The sequence below is a fragment of the Rhizobium sp. AQ_MP genome, from assembly GCF_014237835.1.
GTDB lineage: Bacteria > Pseudomonadota > Alphaproteobacteria > Rhizobiales > Rhizobiaceae > Allorhizobium.
Map to the genome: position 1 here is coordinate 130,450 of NZ_JACJVI010000003.1, position 16,227 is coordinate 146,676.

The following is a 16,227-nucleotide window of genomic DNA, read 5'->3' on the forward strand; positions in this document are numbered from 1 at the left end:
AGGGCGCCGATGATTGATTCGTCCGTCAAGGAGCAGCTTTCCGGCTATCGCCAGTCGATCGACAATATCGACGCGGCGCTGGTCCACATGCTGGCGGAACGCTTCCGCTGCACCAAGGCCGTCGGCGTGCTGAAGGCCACCCACGAATTGCCGCCCGCCGATCCGGCGCGCGAGGAATACCAGATCACCCGCCTGCGCCGCTTGGCCCAGGATGCCAATCTGGACCCGGATTTCGCCGAGAAGTTCCTGAACTTCATCATCAAGGAAGTCATCCGGCATCATGAAGCCATAGCCGCCGAACATGGCGGTGTCACCGAAAAGACCGCCTGACGGCGGCCTCAACAAGAACAGGGTTCGCTCCGGCGGCCCGGACTGAAAACCCAAGGAGTATTCACATGTCCCTCAAGATTCGTCTCGCCCGCGGTGGTTCCAAGAAGCGCCCCTACTACCAGATCGTCGTCGCCGACGCCCGCTCGCCGCGCGATGGCCGCTTCCTCGACAAGGTTGGTTCCTGGAACCCGATGCTCGGCAAGGACAACGAAAAGCGCGTCGAGCTCGACGTAGACGCCATCAAGGCCTGGGTTGCCAAGGGCGCACAGCCGACCGACCGCGTTCTGCGCTTCATGGCAGAAGCCGGCATTGCCGAGCGCGCTGCCCGCAGCAACCCGGACAAGGCAAAGCCGGGCAAGAAGGCCCAGGAGCGCGCTGCCGAGAAGGCACAGAAGGCAGCCGACGCTGCTGCCGCTGCTTCGGAAGCTGCCGCAGAATAATCGGCATTCAGCCGTTTCCAGCGGGCGGTGGGTCATCCCACCGCCCGTTTTTGCGTTTTCTTTCCGGTCGCTTCCGCCTAAAAGGGATGTCGAACCGATGTGCAGGATCGTTCTCACCGATGAGCAAGCTTGAAAACCCGATACTGATGGCCGTGATCGGTGCCGCCCAAGGCCTCCGGGGCGAGGTGCGGGTCAAGACCTTCACCGAGGATCCGTTGGGTCTCGGCGACTACGGGTTCCTCTATGCCGCCGATGGCCGCAAGTTCGAGATCCTCGAAATCCGTGACGGCAAGACGGTCGCCATCGTCCGTTTCCGTGGCGTGAACGATCGCAATGCCGCCGAAGCGCTCAACGGTACCGAGCTTTTCGTCGACCGTGATGCGCTGCCGGACGATGATCTGGACGAAGACGAATTCTACTATGCAGACCTCGAGGGGCTCGAGGTCTATGACGCCGAGAACAATCACTATGGCGCGGTAACTGCCGTTTATGATTTCGGCGCCGGCGATCTGCTGGAGCTCAAGGGCCCCGGCAAGCGGCCCGTGCTCATTCCCTTCTCCGAGGCCGCCGTGCTAGAGATCGATCTCGAAGGCGGACGCCTGCTCGTCGATCCGATCGCCGCCGGCCTGAAGGACGACGGCGAGGAAAAGCCTTACGGCAATGCCGGCGGTAAGCCGCGGCCGAACAACGGTCGCTGAGCGCCCATGCCCTTCAAGGCTTCCATCCTGACGCTTTACCCTGACATGTTTCCCGGGCATCTCGGCCTGGCGCTTGCCGGACGCGCGCTGGAGCGTGGCGACTGGTCGATCGAAGCGGTGCAGATCCGCGATTTCGCCGAGGACAAGCATCGCAGCGTCGATGATACCCCGTCTGGCGGTGGTGCCGGCATGGTGCTGCGTCCCGATGTCCTGGCGCGGGCCATCGATTCCATAGCCGACGATGGACGACCGCGGCTGTTGATGAGCCCACGTGGCCGGCCGCTGACCCAGGAGCGGGTGCGCGCCTTGGCGGAAGGCGAGGGCGTGGTGATTGTCTGCGGCCGTTTCGAAGGTGTCGACCAGCGGGTGATCGATGCCCGTCAGCTCGAAGAGGTTTCCATCGGCGACTATATTCTGTCCGGTGGCGAGCCGGCGGCGTTGACTTTGCTGGATGCGGTGGTGCGCATCCTCCCCGGCGTCATGGGCAACCAGCTTTCCGGCGTGCATGAGAGCTTCGAGGGCGGTCTGCTCGAACACCCGCAATACACCCGCCCGCAAGTCTTCGAGAACAGGGAGATTCCCGAGGTGCTGACCTCCGGCAATCATGCGGCGATCGAAAAATGGCGCCGCGAGCAGGCTGTTGCGCTCACTCGTGAACGGCGTCCAGACCTTTTGCCCGATCAGCCGGTGAAGAAGTAGTAGACGGCGAGCGCCAGGCCGGCCGCCACCACGATCCAGCGCAGGATCGCCTGCGGCACCTTCTTCGCCACGGCAACACCGGCATAGCCGCCGGCTGCCACGGCCGGGATCATGATCGCGGCATGCAGCCAGGATAGCGCGCCCGCGCCGACAAAGACGATGATCGCCACGGCTGCAATCACGATCGACAGGAAGTTCTTCAGCGCGTTGAGGCGGTGATAATCGCCACCGCTTGCGAGCCCGAGCGATGCGAGCATCATGATGCCCATGCCGGCACCGAAGAAGCCGCCATAAAAGGAGGTCGCAGCCTGGAGTGTCAGGCCCAGCGGGGTGGCCGGATGGCTTTCCCCCTTGGTCTTTGGCCGGAGCTTCGGCCCGGCTGCGAAGATCACGGTCGCGCCCAAGAGCAGCCAGGGCACCATGGCGCGAAAGGCCGGGTTGGAAAGCGAGATCAGAAAGAGTGCGCCACCGAGCGCGCCGACAGCCGAGACGGCCGCCAGGACCCACACACCGCGTCCCATGGCCTTCAGCTCCTTGCCATAGGCCAGTGTCGAGGTGATGTAGCCGGGAAACTGGATGACCGATGAGGTGGCATTGGCGCTGATCGGCGGCAGGCCGGCAAGCGTCAGCGCGCCGAAGGTCAGGAAGGTTCCGCCGCCCGCGATCGCGTTGACCGCCCCTGATAGAAAACCTGCCACGAACAGCAGAAGCATCAATGCAATGGACATCAGACCCTATCTCCTCCAAGACTGTACCGTGATAGGGGCAGAGATCCTGCGCTGCAAGGCGATGAACCCTCTCCGGCGACGCAAATAATCGGTGCCAGAGGGGTGACAAGGCGCATGTCTTGGTGTATTGGCCGCCTCGGAAATGGGCGTTTCGCCCGTCTGCCACAACAAAGAACTGCGAATTCGCTCCGGCCCATCAGGGTCAAAATCCTCAGGCATCGTTCCAAGGGATCATCGTCGAGCGCTCTGGCTGTTTCAGAAGAAACCGAGGTTAGACATGAACATCATTCAGCAGCTGGAAGCCGAACAGGCCGCCAAGATCGAAGCCAAGCGCAAGCTCCCGGAATTCTCCCCGGGCGACACGCTCCGCGTCAACGTCACCGTCAAGGAAGGCAACCGTACCCGCGTGCAGGCCTATGAAGGCGTTTGCATCGCTCGTTCGGGCGCTGGCATCAACGAAAGCTTCACCGTTCGCAAGATCTCCTACGGCGAAGGCGTCGAGCGCGTATTCCCGGTCTACTCGCCGCTCGTCGAAAGCGTCGAAGTCGTCCGTCGCGGCAAGGTCCGCCGCGCCAAGCTCTACTACCTGCGCGACCGTCGCGGTAAGTCGGCTCGTATCGTCGAGAACACCGGCACCCGTGCCCGCAAGCTCAACGAAAACGAGCGCGCTGCGATCGCCGAGGAAAAGGCACGCATCGAGGCTGAAAAGGTTGCAGCCGCTCAGGCTCTCGCAGCCGAGAAGGCCGCAGCAGAAGCCGCCGAAAAGGCCGCTGCCGCTGAAGCTTCTGCCGAATAAGCAGCAGCCGTCCTATCGCATGATCAAAGGCTCTGGTTTCCGGAGCCTTTTTTCGTTGCGCACCGATCCGGATGATCAGACGCTGCGCGATGCAATGAGTGCCGCGCTCGCAAGCCAACACGTGACGGTGCAGGCGATCAGCGGTCGCGCCGGGCCATGAAGGCAAGCCGTTCGAACAGATGAACATCCTGTTCGTTCTTCAGGAGCGCGCCGTGCAGTCTGGGCAGGGCGTTTTTGGCCTCGCCGCGCAGATCCGCCGGGTCGACGTCCTCGGCAACCAGCAGCCGGATCCAGTCGAGCGCCTCAGAGGTCGAAGGCTTCTTCTTCAGCCCCGGTGTTTCGCGGATTTCGTAGAATTGCGTTAGCGCGTTGCGCAGCAGGGTCTTCTTGATGCCGGGATAATGGACCTCGACGATCCGCTCCAGGGTCTCCGCCTCGGGAAAACGGATATAGTGGAAGAAGCAGCGGCGCAGAAATGCGTCCGGCAGCTCCTTCTCGTTGTTCGAGGTGATGATCACGATCGGTCTTACCCTCGCAGTCACGGTCTCGCCGGTCTCGTAGACGTGAAACTCCATGCGATCGAGTTCCTGCAGGAGATCGTTGGGAAACTCGATATCCGCCTTGTCGATCTCGTCGATCAGCAGGACGCATTTCCGCTCCGCGACGAAGGCCTGCCAGAGCTTGCCCTTGCGGATGTAATTGCTCACGTCGTTGACGCGAGCGTCGCCGAGCTGGCTGTCGCGCAGGCGTGAGACGGCGTCATATTCGTAAAGCCCCTGCTGTGCCTTCGTGGTCGATTTGACATTCCATTCGAGCATATCGAGACCGAGAGCCGACGCCACCTGCTTCGCCAGTTCCGTCTTGCCGGTGCCGGGCTCTCCCTTGACGAGCAGGGGCCGCTCGAGGCGGATGGCCGCATTGACGGCGATCATCAGATCCTTGTCGGCCACATAGTCGGCGGTTCCGGTAAACTGCATGATGTCTCAACCTCTTCCACGATACGCAGAAACTAGTGAGCAGGCCCTGGCGGCGCAAGCGCAAGGCAAGTGCAGAGTTTCACCCGACAGCGCAGATAAAGCTTGTGTTTTTGCCACGTTCTGACACCCTGAGTGGACGAAAGCTGATGCGTGCCTAGTTTGCAATTGCCCATTCCGCGAGGTCGGAACATCGGGCGCCGGGCATCACCGACCTTCCCACGACCAAGATCTCGCAGGCCGAACGCTCGGTTTGGCCGCCATGGCCAGCCGTTTGCCCGGCCACACCGTCCCACAGATTCTTTCGGCCATGTCGCGCCGGAAGGCTTTCCCGATCGCAGCATCCCACTGCAGGAGACAGCATTGACCAGACACATCTATTCGATCGGCGACCTGCTCGTCCTCAAGGAAGGCCCCGTCCGCCTGGCCCGCAGCACCGGCACCTGCAAGGTGCTGGCGACCCTGCCAGAGACGGGTGGAAGCCGACAATACCGCGTGCGTTTCGAAAGCGAGAGCTTTGACCGCTGCATCGCCGAAACCGACATCGACCCAAGCCGCAGCAAGGCATCCGCCCGGGCACCGGCCACTCCGAAAAAGGAAAGCACATCATGGCTAAAGGCCAGCAGCGTTCGAACCGCGAAGTGAGAAAACCGAAGCAGGACAAGCCGAAGCCCTCCACGGCTCCGGTGTCGAGCTTCACCACCCAGATCAAGAATGCCGAGGCCGCTTCGCCCAAGAAGCGCTGACCCACGGGGCGGCGGTCTCATCGCAGTCCGCCATCCCCGCCCCTGCATCCTCCGAACCTCCTGATCGCCCAAGCTTTCGGCTTTCCCTTTTTGCCGAAGATGCGGTATGGGCAGGCGCATGAACGCGACCTCCTTTACCCTTCTGCTCGGCGGCAACCTGACCGTCACGGATCGCCTGCGGGCCCTGACCCAGGGCAGCCGCGTGATCGCGGCCGATAGCGGCATGCGCCATGCCGTCGGCCTCGGCCTGACGCCTGAGCTTTGGGTCGGTGATTTCGACAGCACCGACGCCGCCCTGATCGACCGTTTCCCGTCGGTCGAGCGCCGCACCTATCCGGCCGCGAAGGCCGTCACCGACGGCGAGATCGCGGTCGCCGAGGCCATCGCACGCGGTGCCACCCGGCTCATCTTCGCTGGTGCGCTCGCCGGCGAACGCTCCGACCACGCCCTGCAGCACTATCTGAACGCGCTTGGCCTTGTCGAAGACGGCTATGAGGTGGTGCTGACATCGGGTGAAGAGGAGGCCTATCCCTTCTCGGAGGAAAGCGAGCTTGCGCTGCAACTGCCCAGGGGCGCCCTCTTTTCGGTCCTCGGCTTTACGGCGCTCGAAGGCCTGACGATCCGCAATGCACGTTATCCGCTGCAGGATTTCAAACTGCCCTTCGGATCGTCGCGCACCATATCCAATATCGCCGAGGGGCCGATCTCGGTCTCGCTGTCCCGTGGCCGAGCCATGTTGCTCGCCCGCCCCTATGACCTTTCCGGAGCCTGATGCCTTGGCGCCTCCCATTCTGAAACTCGACGATATCCAACTCTCCTTCGGCGGCACGCCGCTGCTCGCCGGCGCCGGCCTGCAGGTCGAACCCGGCGACCGCATCTGCCTGGTCGGCCGCAACGGATCCGGCAAGTCGACGCTGATGAAGATCGCAGCCGGACTTGTGGAAGCGCAGTCGGGCGAGGTCTTCCGTCATCCGGCCTCGACGATCCGCTATCTGGAACAGGCCCCTGATTTCGCGGGCTTCACGACCGTGCAGGCCTATGCCGAGGCCGGTCTTGGACCGGGAGACGATCCCTATCGGGTCACCTATCTGCTCGAACATCTCGGGCTGACCGGCCAGGAAGATCCGGCTCGCCTCTCAGGCGGCGAAGCCCGCCGCGCGGCCCTTGCCCGCGTTCTCGCGCCCGAGCCCGACATCCTGATGCTCGACGAGCCGACCAACCATCTCGACCTGCCGACGATCGAATGGCTGGAAGGCGAATTGTCGAAGAGCCGCAGTGCGCTCGTCCTGATTTCCCACGACCGCCGTTTCCTCGAAAAGATCTCGACCGCCACCGTCTGGCTCGATCGCGGCCAGTCGCGAAGGCTCAATCGCGGCTTTGCCCATTTCGAGGAATGGCGCGACCAGGTGCTGGAAGAAGAGGAAATCGAGCAGCACAAGCTGGGTCGCCAGATCGAACGCGAAGAACACTGGCTGCGCTATGGTGTCACCGCGCGGCGCAAGCGCAACATGCGGCGTCTCGGCAATCTTCAGGCGCTGCGCGCCAACTATCGTGGGCACAAGGGACCCCAGGGCACGATCCAGGCATCGGTGACTGAGGGCAAGGAAAGCGGCAAGCTCGTCATCGAGGCGGACAAGATCACCAAGACCTATGGCGATCGCCCGATCGTCGCGCCCTTCTCCATCCGCGTCCATCGCGGCGACTGCATCGGCCTGATCGGCCCGAACGGGGCCGGCAAGACGACGCTCCTGAAGATGCTGACGGGCCAGCTCGAACCCGACGAAGGTCTGGTGAAGCTCGGCACCAATCTGGAGATTGCGGTTCTCGACCAGAAGCGCGAGGACTTGAACCCCGACGATACGCTGGCCCATTACCTGACCGACGGTCGCGGCGAAAACCTTCTGGTCAATGGCGAGCAGAAGCATGTCACCGGCTACATGAAGGACTTCCTCTTCCAGCCGGAACAGGCCCGCACGCCGATCCGCAACCTCTCGGGTGGCGAGCGCGCGCGCCTGATGCTGGCGCGCATCATGGCCAAGCCCTCGAACCTCCTGATCCTCGACGAGCCGACCAACGACCTCGACATCGAGACGCTCGACCTGCTGCAGGAGATCGTCGCCGGCTATTCCGGCACCGTCATCCTGGTCAGCCACGACCGTGACTTCCTCGACCGTACGGTGACCTCGACCATCGCGCCGGCCTATCCGGATGCCCCGGATGGTCGCTGGATCGAATATGCCGGCGGCTATTCCGATATGCTTGCCCAGCGCAAGGGCGTCGAGGACGAGCGCAAGCGGGTCGAAAAGGCCGAGAAGGCGAAGGCCCAGGAAGCCTCCGGCGGCAAGCCCGCAGAGGCCGGCTCGAAGGGCAAGGGCAAGCTCTCTTTCAAGCAGAAGTTCGCGCTGGAAAACCTGCCGAAGGAAATGGAAAAGGCCGAGAAGGAGATCGCCGCGCGGGAGGCGAAGATGGCCGACCCCAACCTCTTCACCAAGGATCCGGCAACCTTCAACAAGCTCGCCGCCGAAATGGAAAAGCTGCGCGCCGATATTACCCGCATGGAAGAGGAATGGCTCGAGCTCGAGATGCTGCGCGAGGAACTCGAGGGCTGATTGCCCTCAGGTGGCCGCGTCCGGCCAGAGCAAACCTGATTTCTCAAGGTGAAGCGCCCTCGCCCCCGTCGCATTGGCAAAGGCAAGCGACCGGCCGAGATAGATGAGCGTTGTCTCGGCCAGATCCGTCGCCAGAATTTTCGTGAGCCGGCTTTCGGTTTCCGGCTCCAGCCCTTCCAGCACATCCTGCATCACCAGCCAGCGGGGCTTGCGGATGAGGATATTGGCGAAAGCCAGCGCCATCTGCTCGTCCTTGTCGAGGATCCTCTCCCAGCGTCCCTTTTCATCGAGACGGCGGGCATACTCGCCAAGCCCGACCCTCTGCAGGGCCGAGACGAGAGCGGCGTCGTCGACAGTGCCGGAGAGCGAAGGATAGGTGAGAAGGCTGCGCAGGCGCCCCTCGGGCAGGTAACCGGCCTGCGGCACGAAGACGAGTTCCTCCTCCGGCAGGAGGATGCGTCCCTCGCCGAAAGGCCAGAGCCCGGCCATGGCGTGGAAGAGCAGCTTGCGGTTCACGCCGTGGTCGCCATTCACCATCACGCGATCGCCGGCGGAAATCACGACATCCCTTTCCTTGAGATGGAAGGCGCTTTCGCAGGCGTCGCCGTTGACGCGAGCGCAGATCTCGAGATTTTCCAGCCTGAGCGTCCCATCCTCACTGCGGGCGAGCGTCAGCCGCCCGCTGCCGCCTTCGTTGTCGTTCATCGTGGTCAGGGCGGCTCGGAGCACCGTGACCCGCATCAGGGCCGCCCGCCAGTCGGCAATCGCCCCGAAATTGTCGACATACCAGCGCAGCGCCGAATAGACCTGGGTGAAGGCGGCAGCGGCCATCATCAGGCCACCGAAGGAAATGGTGCCGGCAAAATAGGCCGGTGAAGCGATCAGGATCGGCACGATGATCGCAAGCCATCCGAAGCCGGCGGTTACCCAGGTCAGATTGGTGAGCGCCAGCGCCAGATGGCGGATCGACAGCAGCACGCCATCCAATGACTCGTTGATATGCTGCCTTTCGGTCGCCTCGCCGCGCGTGACGGCGATCGCCTCGAGATTCTCGTTGGCGCGCATCAGCGAAAAGCGCAGATCCGCCTCGCGGGCATAACGATCGGCATTCAGCCGCGACAGCTTGCGTCCGACCAGCTGGCTGAGCAGCGATGCGGCGAGCGCATAGAGGAGTGCACCCCAGACCATGTAGCCCGGGATCTGGAAGCTCCAGTCGCCGATCTTGAAGGTGAACGCGCTGGACAGGCCCCAGAGAACGCCGATGAAGCTGACGAGCAGGATCGTGGCATTGAACAGGCCGATCGAAAGCGAGGTCGTCATCTCCGCCAGCTTGCGCGCATCCTCATGCAGCCGCTGGTCCGGATTGACGCCAAGCGCGCTCGACACCGAAAGCCGGTAGGCACGCGCGCCGTTCAGCCACTGATCCACGACGTCGCGCGACAGGCCCTCGCGCATGTAGAGCGCTGTCATCTGGTTCAGCCAGGCCTGCACGACATTCAGCACCAGCAGCACGCCGGCAATGATCGCGAAGTTGCGCAGCTCCGTCAGAAATGCCGGCAGGTCGCGGCGTTCGAGCGCGTTGTAGAAGGGTGCGTTCCAGTGGTTGAGCTGGACGGTGCCGTAGACGGTGGCAAGGATCACCACCACAAGCGCAAAGGCAAAGCCGAGAATGCGGTTGCGGGCGTCGGATTTCCAGAAGCTGTCCAACGCCATGGCCAGCTGACGGCTGAAACTGGCCTCGACCTCGGCTACGACGCGGTCCGTTTCAGTAAAGCCCTTCGACTGCAAGCCTGCCATGCGCACCGGTTCTCACTTATCCCGATACCTTTGTAACACGCGCAACGTGTCAGTTTCCCCATGGCTGTGACGATGCGGTGAATTGTCCCCACCTTGCGCTCTGCAAAGCGGCGCGCTATCTCAAGATTGCTCTAACGGGGTGCCTTCCGATCTCCAACGATCGGAATGCTGAGAGGCGTCAGCCAACCCGCGGAACCTGATCCGGTTAACACCGGCGGAGGGATTAGACGCGTCGATCGCAAACGCCCTATCCCGAACGTTATGATGATGAAGGAGGAGGGCGCCATGCGACCCACGACTGTTTCCATGTTTATCGGCGGCGTTGCCGCCGCGATGATCGGCTTCGCCTCGCCGGCACTTTCCGCAGGCAAGACGCTGACTATCTACACCTATGAAAGCTTCGTCTCGGAATGGGGTCCCGGCCCCAAGGTCAAGGAAGCCTTCGAGAAGACCTGCGAATGCACCGTCAACTTCGTCGGCGTCGCCGATGGTGTGGCGCTTCTGACCCGCCTGAAGCTGGAAGGCGAGACATCCAAGGCCGATGTCGTTCTCGGGCTCGACACCAATCTCGTCGAGGAAGCCAAGCAGACCGGTCTCTTCGAAGCGCATGGCGTTGAAGCCGCTGCTCTGAAAGTGCCGGGCGGCTTCAGCGACGATGTCTTCCTGCCCTATGACTACGGCCATTTCGCCGTGATCTACGACACCGAGACGATCAAGACACCGCCGACAAGCCTGAAGGAACTGGTCGAGGGCGATCCGGCCCAGAAGATCGTCATCCAGGATCCGCGAACCTCGACGCCGGGTCTCGGCCTGCTGCTCTGGGTCAAGTCGGTCTATGGCGACAAGGCACCGGAAGCCTGGGCCAAGCTCAAGGACCGCGTCCTGACCGTCACTCCCGGCTGGTCGGAAGCCTACGGCCTGTTCACCAAGGGTGAGGCGCCGATGGTGCTCTCCTACACCACTTCGCCGGCCTACCACATGATTGCCGAAGAGACCGATCGCTATCAGGCTGCCGAATTCTCCGAAGGGCATTACATCCAGATCGAGGTCGCAGGCGTTTTGAAGAATGCGCCGGAAAAGGAGCTCGCCCGCCAGTTCCTCGCCTTCATGCTTGAGCCCGGTTTCCAGGACACCATCCCGACCAACAACTGGATGATGCCGGTCGCCGCCACCTCCGAGCCCCTGCCGGAGGCCTTCGGCAAGCTCGTGCAGCCGAAGACCACCTTCCTGATGGATCCGGCCGAAGTCGCCGCCAACCGCCAGGCCTGGATCGACGAGTGGCTGAAAGCCATGACGCTGAAGTAGGACCGAAATGCTCCGTCCGCTTCACCAGTCGAGACGCCAGAGGCTGCCCGCTTTCGCGGGCGGCCTTTTCGTTTTGCTGGTGGTGGCGGGCTTTGTCGGCGTGGCGCTCGCAGCACTCTTAGCGGGCCGGCTGTCCGGCGGCCTTCTGTCAGCCTTTGCCGATCCGGTCGTGCGGTCGGTGCTCTCCTTCACCCTCTGGCAGGCTTTCCTCTCTACGGTCATCTCCGTCGGCCTTGCCCTACCTGTTGCCAGTGCACTGGCCCGACAGCGGGATTTCCCCGGTCGGATCTGGCTGATCCGCCTGATGGCCGTACCGATGGGCCTGCCCGTTCTGATCGGCGCGCTCGGCCTGATCGGCATCTTCGGCCGCAGCGGCATCGTCAATGATGCGCTGCGCTATATGGGCCTTTCCCAGCCGATCTCGATCTACGGGCTGACCGGCATCCTCGTCGCCCATGTCTTCTTCAACCTGCCGCTCGCGACACGGCTGATGCTCTCGGCGCTCGAACGGGTGCCGGCGGAATACTGGCGCATGTCGGCGAGCCTCGGCCTTTCGCCACTCTCCACCTTCCGCTTCATCGAATGGCCGGTGCTCGCTCGCGTCATCCCCGGCGCGGCAGGGTTGGTCTTCATGCTCTGCGTCACGAGTTTCACGCTTGTTCTGGTCTTTGGCGGCGGACCGGCCGCAACCACGATCGAGGTCGCCATCTATCAGGCGCTGCGCTTCGATTTTAATCCCGAGCGCGCTGTCTCGCTGGCCCTCCTGCAGATCACGGTCACGGCCGTCATCCTCGCAGCCCTGAGCTTTCTGCCGGCCGCCTCCGATACCGGCGTGACCACCGGCCGCCGCTATCAGCGCTTCGATGGAGAGCGGCCTCTGGTACGGCTGATCGATGGCTTGCTGCTGCTGCTGGCCGGTCTCTTCCTCGTTCTGCCGCTGGGTCAGGTGGTCGTATCAGGGCTTCAGGCCGATCTCGGGCGGCTTGTCTCGCAGGCGAGTGTTCATCAGGCAGCGCTGACCAGCCTTGTCGTGGCGATCACATCAGGCCTACTTTCTGTCCTGCTCGCCTATGGCGCCGTGGCCGCGAGAGCCGAAATCGCAACGATCCGAAACCGCAATGCCGGCAGCCGCATCTTCTCCGTTGCGCTGGCCGCCGCCTCGTCGCTGGTCCTGCTCGTTCCGACCAGCGTGCTCGCCACCGGCTGGTTCCTGGCCTTGAGGCCGCGCGCCGACGTCGCCGGCTTTGCGCCCTTCGTGGTTGCCGGTATCAACGCGCTGATGGCCCTGCCTTTTGCCGTCCGCGTTCTGGAGCCGGCCTATCGCGAGCATCGGGCGCGCACCGGACGCCTTTCCGAAAGTCTCGGCCTGTCGGTCGCACAGCGCCTGCGCCGCATCGATTGGCCGGTCCTGAAACGTCCTCTGTTGATGGCGCTTGCCTTTGCCATGGCGCTGTCGCTCGGTGATCTCGGCGCGGTCGCCCTGTTCGGCTCGGAAAACATCTCGACCCTGCCAGCCCTCATCTACGCCCAGATCGGCAGTTATCGCAGTACGGATGCCGATGGGCTGGCCTTGCTGCTGGGTGTCGTCTGTCTGGCACTTGCCCTGATCGGTGCTCCGGGGTTACAAAAAAACAGCGATCAGCGGGAGAGACGCGATGCGTGACGAAGTTTTGAGCGCGATCCGCCTGTGTGACGCGCGCCTAACGCTCGGCAATCGCGGCTTCCATTTCGATTGCGCCTTCGACAGCGGGGGCATCACGGCCATTGTCGGCCCCTCTGGCTCGGGCAAGTCGACCCTCCTCAATCTCGTCTCAGGTTTCGAACAGCCGATATCCGGCCGCATCGAGATCGCGGGCGACGATGTGACGGGTCTTGCGCCGGCGGAGCGCCCCGTATCGCTGGTCTTCCAGGACAACAACCTGTTTTCGCATCTCGATCTCTTCACCAATATCGGCCTCGGCATCCATCCTGGCCTGCGGCTGACGCCGGCCGATCGCAAGGCGATCTCCGATGCTCTCGCCCGCGTCGGATTGGAAGGCTACGAGCGACGGCTGCCAGGGTCGCTTTCCGGCGGAGAACGGCAAAGGGCAGCCTTTGCCCGGGCTCTGGTTCGCAGACGTCCGGTGCTGCTGCTCGACGAGCCCTTCGCAGCGCTCGATCCCGGCTTGCGGGCCGCCATGGTGGAACTCTTGGGCGATCTCCATGCGGAAACCAGATCCACGATCCTGCTCGTGACCCACGACCCGCGTGACGTCGTGCGGCTTGCCGATCACGTCCTCTTTATCAATGACGGGCAGGTGTTCTTGCAGGCGCCGAAGGCGCAGTTTCTCGCAACAACTGACCTAAAGCCGGTCCGCGACTTCCTCGGCGACACGGTTTTTGCAGGCAAATCGCCTTAATTTGGTCGCCCCCGCCTGCCATGCGCGTAGGGAATGGTTGTTCCCCCGGCAAGACCATTGGTCATTTCCGTTGGCGTGACTATCTTCTGGAGCATGCGGCAATTTCGCATTATGTGAAGGGCTGCCGGATCGGCATGATGCGATCTCGGCAGATGGCAATTGGATGCTGCACCCGGATTTCGGCCATATCGGCGAGATCGGGGCACAGCGTGAAGGGGCAGGATGCAGTTTTTGAGCCGGAACAGCACGATGACTGCCGATCGAGATCGGCGGCGCCGGCCTGCAAGGCTCGCGGCGAGCGTTGCCGCGCTCGTGAGCGCTGGTCTTGTGCTGTCGTCATGCCAGTCGCTGTTCGAACAGGCCTATGAGCCCTCGGTCGCCCCGTCGAGCAATCCGCAGATCGTCGACGAAGTTCAGAAGGGCGATCCGCGCGCCCAGATGGGGGCCCGCGAGCATCCGCGCATCGTTGCTTCCTACGGCGGGGAATATTCCGACGCCAAGACCGAACGCCTCGTCGCCAGGATCGCCGGCGCGCTGACGGCTGTCTCGGAAAATCCGAACCAGTCCTACCGCATCACCATCCTGAATTCACCGGCGATCAACGCCTTCGCGCTGCCGGGCGGCTATCTATACGTGACGCGTGGTCTGCTGGCGCTTGCCAACGACGCCTCGGAAGTCGCAGCCGTGCTCAGCCACGAGATGGCCCACGTGACGGCCAACCATGGCATCGAGCGTCAGCGCCGCGAAGAAGCGGAAGTCATCGCAAGCCGCGTCGTGGCGGAAGTGCTCTCCAGCGATCTCGCCGGCAAGCAGGCGCTCGCCCGCGGCAAGCTGCGCCTCGCCGCCTTCTCGCGTCAGCAGGAACTACAGGCCGATGTCATTGGCGTGCGCACGCTGGGCGAAGCCGGCTATGACCCCTACGCCGCCGCCCGCTTCCTCGATTCCATGGCGCGCTACAGCCAGTTCACCTCTGTCGATCCCGATGCAGACCAGAGCCTGGACTTCCTCTCGAGCCACCCGAACGCACCGCAGCGCGTCGAGCTTGCCAAGCGGCATGCCCGCGCCTTCGGCCCGGAAGGCACCCATGGCGAGACGGGTCGCGATTATTACCTGAACGGCATCGACGGCCTGCTCTATGGCGACAGCCCGCAGGAAGGCTTCGTCCGCGGCCAGACCTTCCTGCACGGGCAGCTCGGCATCCGCTTCGACGTGCCGCCCGGCTTCCAGATCGACAACAAGGTCGAGGCCGTCCTGGCAACAGGACCGGGCGACGTCGCTATTCGTTTCGATGGCGTGGCTGACAGTCAGAAGATCAGCCTGCCGAACTATATTTCGAGCGGCTGGGTGACAGGCCTGCTGCCCGATACGATCCGCACGATCACCGTCAACGGCTTGGAAGCCGCAACCGCGCGTGCCTCGGCCGATCGCTGGGACTTCGACATCACCGTCATCCGCATCGGCCCGCAGATCTTCCGTTTCCTGACGGCCGTGCCGAAGGGCAGTCCGGCATTGGAATCGACGGCGGCACAACTGCGTGCGTCCTTCCGCCGGATCACGTCTCAGGAAGCAGCATCCCTGAAGCCGCTGCGCGTCCGCGTCGTGACCGTAGGCTCCGGCGATACCGTTGGCACGCTCTCTGCGCGCATGATGGGCACGGATCGCAAGCTTGAGCTCTTCCGCCTGATCAACGCACTCGGCCCGACCTCGACGGTCACGCCGGGCATGCGGGTCAAGATCATCTCCGAGTAACGCACTGAAGCTCGGACAAACAAAAAAGCCGGCTCGAAGGCCGACTTTGTCGCTTGTGACGTGCGGTTGTTCAATACGCCATTTCGTAGCGCGTAGCAGCGGGTGCCTTGTCCGTCAGTGCGATTTTCAGCTTTTCCAGCGCCCGGGTTTCGATCTGGCGAACCCGCTCCTTCGAGATGCCGAGCTCGGCGCCGAGCTCCTCGAGGGTGGCACCGTCCTCCGTCAGGCGGCGGGCCTTGATAATGCGGCTTTCGCGCTCGTTGAGCCTATTCATCGCGTCCTTCAACCAGCCATTCCAGCGCTCCCCATCGATAATCGAGGAGACCTGCTCGTCCGGCAGAGCTTCGTCGCTTTCCAGCATATCGAGCTGTTCGGTGCCTTCGCCGTTGCGCCCTGCGACCGGGGTCTGCAGCGAGGCGTCGTTGGCGGAGAGGCGCGCGTCCATTGATTGCACGTCGGCAAGGCTCACGCCGAGCGCCGAGGCGATTTCCCGATGGATCGCCTGGTCGGACAGACGATTGTCGCCCTGGGCAAGCTTCGCGCGCAGGCGACGCAGGTTGAAGAACAGGGCCTTCTGGCTGGAGCTCGTGCCGCCGCGCACGATCGACCAGTTGCGAAGGATGTAATCCTGCATTGAGGCCCGGATCCACCAGCCGGCATAGGTCGAGAAGCGGACTTCGCGGCCTGGATCGAAGCGGGCGGCCGCCTCGAGAAGGCCGATGTAACCTTCCTGGATCAGGTCGTTGAGGGGAAGGCCGAAACCACGGAACTTGGACGCCATGGCGATGACCAGACGCATATGCGCCTGGGCAATACGGTTGCGCGCGCCCTGGTCATCATGCTCCTTCCAGCGGATGGCGAGGTCGAGTTCCTCCTCGCGCTCCAGGTAGGGCTGTGACATGGCATACTTGATGATGTGTCTGTCAGCGGATGTGGCTTTCATCGAACATCTCCATG

Annotated in this window: 17 protein-coding genes and 1 riboswitch; of the genes, 13 read left to right on the forward strand and 4 right to left on the reverse strand. The window is 63.2% G+C overall.

What is annotated here, in order from left to right; translation table 11 throughout:
* Nucleotides 1-9 precede the first annotated feature (9 nt).
* From H6M51_RS06335 to trmD, 4 genes are all read left to right on the forward strand, one after another.
* Nucleotides 10-330: a chorismate mutase gene (locus tag H6M51_RS06335; protein WP_185809051.1), complete on the forward strand. Its 321-nt coding sequence runs from the start codon at nt 10-12 to the stop codon at nt 328-330.
* A 65-nt stretch (nt 331-395) separates the two neighbouring features.
* Nucleotides 396-770 (forward strand): 30S ribosomal protein S16, encoded by a 375-nt coding sequence (gene rpsP, locus H6M51_RS06340; RefSeq protein ID WP_113377842.1) that lies wholly within the window; start codon nt 396-398, stop codon nt 768-770.
* A 119-nt stretch (nt 771-889) separates the two neighbouring features.
* Nucleotides 890-1,468 (forward strand): ribosome maturation factor RimM, encoded by a 579-nt coding sequence (gene rimM, locus H6M51_RS06345; RefSeq protein ID WP_185809052.1) that lies wholly within the window; start codon nt 890-892, stop codon nt 1,466-1,468.
* A 6-nt stretch (nt 1,469-1,474) separates the two neighbouring features.
* A complete protein-coding gene (trmD, locus tag H6M51_RS06350; RefSeq protein ID WP_185809053.1) occupies nt 1,475-2,167 on the forward strand; it encodes a tRNA (guanosine(37)-N1)-methyltransferase TrmD in 693 nt (230 codons plus the stop codon).
* Here trmD and H6M51_RS06355 read toward each other — a convergent pair.
* A complete protein-coding gene (locus H6M51_RS06355) occupies nt 2,149-2,895 on the reverse strand; it encodes a sulfite exporter TauE/SafE family protein (protein ID WP_185809054.1) in 747 nt (248 codons plus the stop codon). The genes trmD and H6M51_RS06355 overlap by 19 nt on opposite strands.
* Before the next feature lie 277 nt (nt 2,896-3,172).
* On the opposite strand from H6M51_RS06355, the gene rplS reads away from it, so the two are divergent.
* Nucleotides 3,173-3,691, forward strand: a complete 519-nt coding sequence (gene rplS, locus H6M51_RS06360; protein ID WP_185809055.1) for a 50S ribosomal protein L19 — start codon at nt 3,173-3,175, stop codon at nt 3,689-3,691.
* A gap of 137 nt (nt 3,692-3,828) precedes the next feature.
* Here rplS and H6M51_RS06365 read toward each other — a convergent pair whose 3' ends face one another.
* Nucleotides 3,829-4,668, reverse strand: coding sequence for a MoxR family ATPase (locus tag H6M51_RS06365; RefSeq protein WP_185809056.1), 840 nt, complete (start codon nt 4,666-4,668; stop codon nt 3,829-3,831).
* 360 nt (nt 4,669-5,028) lie between these two features.
* On the opposite strand from H6M51_RS06365, the gene H6M51_RS06370 reads away from it, so the two are divergent.
* From H6M51_RS06370 to H6M51_RS06385, 4 genes are all read left to right on the forward strand, one after another.
* Nucleotides 5,029-5,310: a cold-shock protein gene (locus H6M51_RS06370; protein WP_185809057.1), complete on the forward strand. Its 282-nt coding sequence runs from the start codon at nt 5,029-5,031 to the stop codon at nt 5,308-5,310.
* Nucleotides 5,274-5,411 carry a hypothetical protein gene (locus H6M51_RS06375; protein ID WP_185809058.1) on the forward strand — a complete coding sequence of 46 codons (138 nt, stop codon included), beginning with the start codon at nt 5,274-5,276 and terminating at the stop codon, nt 5,409-5,411. Before H6M51_RS06370 ends, H6M51_RS06375 begins: the two co-directional genes overlap by 37 nt.
* A gap of 118 nt (nt 5,412-5,529) precedes the next feature.
* Nucleotides 5,530-6,183, forward strand: coding sequence for a thiamine diphosphokinase (locus H6M51_RS06380; protein WP_185809059.1), 654 nt, complete (start codon nt 5,530-5,532; stop codon nt 6,181-6,183).
* Between the two features lie 4 nt (nt 6,184-6,187).
* Nucleotides 6,188-8,020 (forward strand): ABC-F family ATP-binding cassette domain-containing protein, encoded by a 1,833-nt coding sequence (locus tag H6M51_RS06385; protein ID WP_185809060.1) that lies wholly within the window; start codon nt 6,188-6,190, stop codon nt 8,018-8,020.
* A gap of 6 nt (nt 8,021-8,026) precedes the next feature.
* Here H6M51_RS06385 and H6M51_RS06390 read toward each other — a convergent pair whose 3' ends face one another.
* Nucleotides 8,027-9,817 carry an ABC transporter ATP-binding protein/permease gene (locus tag H6M51_RS06390; RefSeq protein ID WP_185809061.1) on the reverse strand — a complete coding sequence of 597 codons (1,791 nt, stop codon included), beginning with the start codon at nt 9,815-9,817 and terminating at the stop codon, nt 8,027-8,029.
* A gap of 125 nt (nt 9,818-9,942) precedes the next feature.
* Nucleotides 9,943-10,057, forward strand: a riboswitch (TPP riboswitch).
* Between the two features lie 93 nt (nt 10,058-10,150).
* Between H6M51_RS06390 and thiB the strand changes: the two genes are divergently transcribed.
* From thiB to H6M51_RS06410, 4 genes are all read left to right on the forward strand, one after another.
* Entirely contained in the window at nt 10,151-11,122 is a 972-nt protein-coding gene (gene thiB, locus H6M51_RS06395) for a thiamine ABC transporter substrate binding subunit (RefSeq protein WP_246780437.1), read from the forward strand.
* A gap of 7 nt (nt 11,123-11,129) precedes the next feature.
* Nucleotides 11,130-12,785, forward strand: coding sequence for a thiamine/thiamine pyrophosphate ABC transporter permease (thiP, locus tag H6M51_RS06400; protein ID WP_185809063.1), 1,656 nt, complete (start codon nt 11,130-11,132; stop codon nt 12,783-12,785).
* Nucleotides 12,778-13,521, forward strand: coding sequence for an ATP-binding cassette domain-containing protein (locus H6M51_RS06405; RefSeq protein ID WP_185809064.1), 744 nt, complete (start codon nt 12,778-12,780; stop codon nt 13,519-13,521). Before thiP ends, H6M51_RS06405 begins: the two co-directional genes overlap by 8 nt.
* Nucleotides 13,522-13,770: 249 nt before the next feature.
* A complete protein-coding gene (locus tag H6M51_RS06410) occupies nt 13,771-15,270 on the forward strand; it encodes a M48 family metalloprotease (RefSeq protein ID WP_185809065.1) in 1,500 nt (499 codons plus the stop codon).
* Nucleotides 15,271-15,340: 70 nt separating this feature from the next.
* Here H6M51_RS06410 and H6M51_RS06415 read toward each other — a convergent pair whose 3' ends face one another.
* A complete protein-coding gene (locus H6M51_RS06415; protein ID WP_185809066.1) occupies nt 15,341-16,213 on the reverse strand; it encodes an RNA polymerase factor sigma-32 in 873 nt (290 codons plus the stop codon).
* Nucleotides 16,214-16,227 lie beyond the last annotated feature (14 nt).